Origin of the sequence: Paractinoplanes tereljensis (assembly GCF_016862435.1) — a bacterium.
In the GTDB taxonomy this organism is placed as follows: domain Bacteria; phylum Actinomycetota; class Actinomycetes; order Mycobacteriales; family Micromonosporaceae; genus Actinoplanes; species Actinoplanes tereljensis.
In genome coordinates this window covers 25,569-31,782 of sequence record NZ_BOMY01000040.1, presented here as the reverse complement: position 1 = coordinate 31,782, position 6,214 = coordinate 25,569, and the positions used below count along the sequence as shown (strand labels likewise).

Sequence of the window (6,214 nt, the reverse complement as noted above, 5' to 3'; positions counted from 1 at the left end):
ATCTTGAAGAGGCGGGCGCCGAAGAGTACGGGAACGACGGGACGACGGAGGCGTACTCCGATTGGCAGCCGGAGGCATCGGCCCCCGATCGGAGCCCGCTGCCGGTGCCACCCGGCCGGCCGATCCCCTTCGCGCCGGCACCGCCCTCGGGCAGCTACTGGCCGGTGCGGTTCACCGGCGGACAGGCCCGGATCGTCGCCTACGCGTACGGCAGTGCCACCGGGACCCGCCTGCACGGAAACTGGGGTGCGGTCTTCCTGGCCGCCCGCGGCACAACCCGCTACCACGTCGGAATCGATCTCCCGGCCACCATCAACGACGTGGTCGTGGCCTGCGAGGCCGGGGTGATCGTCGGCTGGCAGAACTTCCTTCCGGCGAGCACGGGCCAGCTCACGCGCGCGCTCCTGATCGAGCACGACGGGTCGGGAATCGTGGTGAACTACGGCGAACTCACCCCCGACTCGCTGTCCAGAACCGGACTCAAGGTCGGCATGCGGGTGGCCGCCGGCCAACCGGTCGGGTTCGTCGGCGACACGGCGATGTTGCATTTCGAGACGTACGTCGCCGGCACCACCAAGAACGCACGCTGGCTGAAGGCGGAGGCGACACCGCCGCCGCAACTGCTCAACCCGACGCGCTACCTCCTGTTCCTGCAGGACCATGGGTTGCCGGCACCGGACGGTACGGGGGTGCGGGTCCAGCCCGCCGCGGCGCAGCCGCCGACCGGGCTGGTGGGTTTCGCGCAGCGCGTGCTCAACGTCGCCGAGGGCGAACGGCTCGCCGAGGACGACACTCTGGGCCGCAACACGCGCGCCGCCCTGGAACGCTTCCGCACGAAGTACCACCTCGGCCCGGGTAGCGCGCTCGACGCGAGGACCCAAATCGCGCTGGCGCAGCGGGCCCTCGAAGAACTCAAACACCAGTCGCTCTTCGGACAGCTCGGCTCGCTGGACGCGGCGACCACCGACGCCCTGGCCGCGTTCAAGTCCGAACGACGGCTGAGCGCCGGCCCCGACCTCGATGCGGCGACCCGGGCGGCGTTGCGCCAAGCCTTGGTCAAGGCCGGCGCGCCGGTCACCGCACCCGGCCGGATCCTCCAGATCGCCACGGACGCGGAAATCGCCCGCTACCGCTGGCACGACCGCGGCGTCGCCCCGAAGGGCTACCTCAAAGGCATGGCGCTCACCTACGCGCGGGTCTACTGCAAGCTGAAGGCGGGCGACGCCGGCGCCGCCGAAATGGCGAAGGCCGACACCGGAAACGGCGAGGTGGACGCGCTGGCGCACTACGCGGCGGAATTCCGTGCCGTGGGACTGGCCAACGACACCGCCGGGGCCGACACGTTACGCCACCTGTTCGTCCTACTGACCGGGTTGGGAATGCGGGAGAGCGGAGGCCGGTACTGCACCGGGCGGGATCGGTCGGCGCACAACCTCAGCGCGGACACCGCCGAGGCCGGCCTGTTCCAGACGAGCTTCAACGCCCGAGGGGCGAGCCGCCTGCTGCCGCCGCTCTTCCGGCAGTATCTCGCCCACCCCGCCGGCTTCCTGGAGGTGTTCCGCGATGGGGTGCGCTGCAGCGATGCGGATCTGGAGAACTTCGGCAGTGGCGACGGCCGGGAATTCCAGCGCCTCAGCAAGGAATGTCCCGCCTTCGCCGCCGAATTCGCCGCGATAGCGCTGCGGAACCGGCGAAAGCACTGGGGCCCGATAAACCGCAAAACGGCTGAGGTACGCCCGGAGGCCGAAGCGATGTTGCTGCGGATCCAGCAGGCCGTCGATCAGTACGAGCTGTGCCCGGTAGTCCGCTAGGCGATCAACGAGGAGGCGATCGTGCGATTCTCCACGGGTGCGGTACGCGACTACGTTCGCAAACGCTGCGGTGGTCCGGATCTTCCGTTGACGATCGACGAGGCGAGGGCATTCCGGGCCTGGTACGAGCTGGCCGGTCATGCTGCCGTCACCACCTGGGAGAACGGCGATGTCTGGGGATCGGACTTCCGGGACGGAGGTGACAACGATCCCAGCGGGGGTTCGGAACTGCCGGACATCTACTTCTTCACCGGCCATGGCATCTGTCAGAGTCAGCCGACTGCCACCAGCCCCGACTTCCTGCTCGTGTGCGGCAATTTCGGCAAGCCCAACCGGGTGAACATCGGACTCCAGTCGCGATGGGGAAACGCACCCGGCAATCTCCAGTTCCTCTTTCTCGACGCATCGTGCCCGATGGACCTGATATCGATCAGCAACGACTGGTTCCCGGTGTTCCGCGGGCTGCACGTGGCCACCGGCAACTCGGGCACCAACAGCCAGGACACGCTGGACAGCTCGAATCGGGGATCCCAGTTCGCCGCGCGTACGGCCGGCCTACCGGGCTGGCTGGAGTGGCTGTTTCCGCAGGAGAGCGTCGGCAACGCCTGGATGCACACCGGCACGATCGACGTCCAGTCCGGCTGCTCCGCCGTCGTGATCGCCGCCGGCCGGGATCGGGACGAGGCGATCGACCGCCGGGAGAACGAGCGCATCACCGACGGCCGCCCGGACCCGGTCCCCAATTGGTTCGCCTGGCGGTGGCGTACCGCATGAACGTGGAGGAGGTGTGCGATGCCTGCGGTTGATCCGCGGCTGGAGGCCCTGGCGGGCCTCCAGGAGGCCGCCCTGGGAAACGCGGCGATGGACATCGCGGGGTTCGAGTTCGGCGGTGACGCCGAGTTCGCCAGCGCCGCCACCGTTGCCGGGCTGCGCGCCGGAACGCTCGTCTTCAGCCGCCGGCACGACAGCCTGACGATCTTCGCCACCGACGCACGATATGGGTCCGGCGCCGAACTCGGCACCTGGACGGGCCCGGACGACGAGCTGCTGACCAGGGCGGCGGCCACACTGGACGCCGCCGGAGTTCCCCGCGCCGAGATCGCCCGCTCCTGGGTCTCGCCCGAGTTCGGCGCCACGGCGCAACGCGTGTCGGACGAGGAGTTCCGGGTAGAGGAGTCCGAGCTTCTGCGCAAGACCGCCGTGTTCGGCCGGGCCCTCGACGGCACGCCGGTCTGGTCGTCGTACGCGCAGATCGAGTTGACGGCCGAGGGGCGGATAGGCCGGCTGGAGATTCACTGGCCCGTCGTCCCACCCCCGGTCGCCGAGGAGGCCCGGCTGCTGGCGGCGCTGGCGTACCGCGGGTGGAAACCGCCGGAGGCGCCGGAGGCGCGCGTGGAGTCCGTCGAGGCGGGCGTCCTGCACTCGCCGGCGGTCGGCTTCTTCGCGGACGCGGTGGCCGCGCTGCGAGTGACCTACCGGAGTGTGGACCAGGACATCGGCCGCAAGCCGGTCCGCTACCTCGATCGGCACGGCGAACCCGTGCCGGCGCCGCGCGACATTCCCCGCGTCGATCCGAAGTCCACCGTGGAGCGAGAACCCGGACGGCGCTGACGCCCGAGCGTGGCGGTCAGCTGGTGAATGCCTCCTTGCCGGTCAGCTCGCGGTGGGGGACGCCGTTCATCTGCTGGCGCAGCTCGGCCAGCTCCAGGTACATCGCCCGGCGCGCTCGGTTCGAGTTCCCCAGGGGCTTGTGCTCGGGCATGCAATGCCACGGGTTGTAGCGCAGTACGTCCGCGAACGCGAGCTGCTCGGGACTGTCGAACGTCTGCGGCGGCAGGCGGAGGCGGGCCACCGTGGCGTACGGCGAAAGCCTTTCCGGCCACTTCACCGCGGCGTTCTCGATCGGCATGCGGTGCGGGTCGGTCTGCACCTGCACCATGAAGTCGAACTCCCGGCGGCCTCGCACCACCCTCAGCCCGGCGTGCTCGGCGCCCAGCACGGTGTGCGTCGCGGCCGACGTGATCGTTTCGACCAGGTCGGCCTTGCGTCCGTCCTGGCCCGCTCTCTCGTGCAAACCCCATCGTCGCCTATGTGCCCGGCCGCCCCCACGGCGAATCCCGACCCGCAGGCCGAATCAACTCCGAGCAGCGTATGCCCGGCCGAATTGTCAGACACAGGTCAGCCCCGGACGGAGTTTGCATACCGTCCGGGGCCTGACCGGGTCACTGTCGCGAACCGCGTCCCAGTGTGCTGGGTGTGTGCCCTCCGCCGAGACACCTACGCATGCGCGTTCTGCCGTTCTGGGACAGCCATCCGGGTTGGGCGGGAGAACCTCTCCGCCCGACCCGGACCTGCCGGCTGATCGGCTGCGGGCAGGATCAGGCGGGTGAGATCGCGGCCGCGTCGGAACCCTCGACCACCGGGCGATCGCCGCTGGTGCTGATTTCGATGCGGCGGGGCTTGGCCGCTTCCGCGACCGGGATGGTCAGGGTCAGTACGCCGTCCTGCCAGGTCGCGGTGATCCGGTCGGCGTCGAGGCCGTCGGCGAGGGTCAGCCGCCGTTCGAAGGTGCCGGTCGGCCGTTCGCGGCGGACCCACTGCACGTCGTCGTCGGTGCGCGGGGAGCGCTCGGCCCGGATGGTCAGGACACGGTTGTCGACGTCGATCTGCACGGAACCGGGGTCGACGCCGGCGAGGTCGCAGTGCACCACGAAGTGCTCACCGGAGCGGTAGAGGTCCATCGGCATCGCCAGGGTGGTGCCGCCTGGGACGGCTGCACCGTTGCCGAGCAGCTGCCCGGCAAGGCGGTCGAACTCACGGAAGGGATCGAAAGTCAGCACCACTGGAATCAACCTCCTCGAGAGGTCCGCCGGCCTGTCCGGCGGACACGTGGCGCTCGGCTGAAGATCAGACTCGCCGAGGCCGCAGCGTGCTCCCGTGGTGGTCCATCACCGCGAGGAGCAGCAGCGACAAGAGATTTTCTACCACCGCCCCAGCTCGGCCGCAAGCCCAATCTCTGAAAGAGGAGATAGCTTTTCTCGGGCGCCAGACCAGAAAATCTATGTGCGGCGAAGGAGATTTTATTACGCGACAGGCTGGAAGAGGAGGGCGTAGAGGTCGTTGGCGCCCGGCTCGTGAACGTTGCCGTCGGCATCCCGTCCGATCGGAAGGTATTCACCAGAGCGGGGGAGGTACCAGCACTGCTGGACGTCGGCCAGCGGTGAACAGCTCGCACCGTCTCGATCCGGGCGTGCCACCACGACTACCGCTTCGTCGGGTAGGTCGGCGAGGATCTCGTTCCGGCTCGTCCTGGTCGGCCGCCCCGCAGGGGCAGTTCCATCATGTGGCGCACTCGAGGGCAATCGTCGAAGTACGTGTTGTTCGCGATCGACATGCCATGCCTTTCCCGGGTCAGCCGTCCCCTGTGGATGAGGAACAGGCGAACGTCTACCCGCCGCCGCACCGGCCTAACGCATACGGCGCTACCGGGTCCCGAACCGACCGGTTCGCGCCGCAGAGCGTCCGATGCGACGGTTGTCAGAAAGGGCACACCGAAGAGCAGACCCCACTTCGGCGTACGGACATGGGCGTGTTTCTACAGGTCAGCCGTTTGATCGTGATCTGCCGGGGCACCTTTTGCCCATGAAGTTACCTGTTCCTCGTGGCCCGGTCTCCGCGGCTGCGATCGCCGCTCTCGGTCGTGCTCCGCATGATCTCGATCCAGCGATCGCGGACGGCTTCGACGGCGCGGAGACCGCTTGGCTGACAGACGAAGATCTGCAGCTCACTCTCTTCGTCCTGTACGAGCTGGCGTACCGCGGGTGGGACGGGGTCGACGACGCCTGGGAGTGGCAGCCTGGCTTGATCCGGCTACGTACTGTCGCCGAGGACCGGTTCGAGGCCGCCCTGCGCTCGTTGGCCGCACCGCATCACGATGCCGCGCCCGCCGATCTGAGCGCCGCGTCGATGGCACGCACGCTGGTGGCGATGACCGAACAGAACGATGGTCCGTCGCTGTCGAAATACTTGCGCGGCCGGGCCAGCCTGCCGCAGTTCCGGGAATTCGCGGCGCACCGCTCCCTCTATCACCTGCGCGAGGCGGATCCGCACACCTTTGGCATCCCCCGGCTCCCAGAAGGCGCACGGAAGACCACGAGATCCAGCCGTTCGACAACGGGCCCGGCGATGTGTCCCTCATCGGCGCCCCGCCGTAACGCCGAAAGCCCTTCCTGGAAGCCTGGTCGGATATGCGGGCGAGCGGGCTCTGACGTAGCGGCGCGGTCCGTCCGACGATGACGCCTCGCTGGTAGCGCATGGCATCGGCCAGTTCGGGTACGCAGGACTCGGGCGGTAGCTCGGCGAGACCCATCAGAGCGTCGATGAACGCGTCCCAAAGCCGTTTC

At 68.7% G+C, this 6,214-nt stretch carries 6 protein-coding genes; 4 read left to right on the top strand and 2 right to left on the bottom strand.

Going from position 1 to position 6,214, the window contains the following annotated elements; genetic code table 11:
* The 3 genes from Ate02nite_RS30735 to Ate02nite_RS30725 form a co-directional block, all read left to right on the top strand.
* Nucleotides 1-1,811 (top strand): M23 family metallopeptidase (locus tag Ate02nite_RS30735; protein WP_203811347.1); only part of this gene is annotated, 1,811 nt, incomplete at its 5' end.
* Nucleotides 1,812-1,832: 21 nt separating this feature from the next.
* Nucleotides 1,833-2,585 carry a DUF6345 domain-containing protein gene (locus Ate02nite_RS30730; RefSeq protein WP_203811346.1) on the top strand — a complete coding sequence of 251 codons (753 nt, stop codon included), beginning with the start codon at nucleotides 1,833-1,835 and terminating at the stop codon, nucleotides 2,583-2,585.
* An 18-nt stretch (nucleotides 2,586-2,603) separates the two neighbouring features.
* Nucleotides 2,604-3,422, top strand: coding sequence for a hypothetical protein (locus Ate02nite_RS30725; protein WP_203811345.1), 819 nt, complete (start codon nucleotides 2,604-2,606; stop codon nucleotides 3,420-3,422).
* Nucleotides 3,423-3,438: 16 nt separating this feature from the next.
* Here Ate02nite_RS30725 and Ate02nite_RS30720 read toward each other — a convergent pair whose 3' ends face one another.
* Nucleotides 3,439-3,885, bottom strand: coding sequence for a catalase family protein (locus Ate02nite_RS30720; RefSeq protein ID WP_203811344.1), 447 nt, complete (start codon nucleotides 3,883-3,885; stop codon nucleotides 3,439-3,441).
* A gap of 304 nt (nucleotides 3,886-4,189) precedes the next feature.
* Nucleotides 4,190-4,654, bottom strand: a complete 465-nt coding sequence (locus Ate02nite_RS30715; protein WP_203811343.1) for an Hsp20/alpha crystallin family protein — start codon at nucleotides 4,652-4,654, stop codon at nucleotides 4,190-4,192.
* A gap of 799 nt (nucleotides 4,655-5,453) precedes the next feature.
* Between Ate02nite_RS30715 and Ate02nite_RS30710 the strand changes: the two genes are divergently transcribed.
* On the top strand, nucleotides 5,454-6,107 hold the full coding sequence (locus Ate02nite_RS30710; RefSeq protein WP_203811342.1) for a hypothetical protein: 654 nt from the start codon (nucleotides 5,454-5,456) through the stop codon (nucleotides 6,105-6,107).
* The last annotated feature ends 107 nt before the right edge of the window (nucleotides 6,108-6,214 follow it).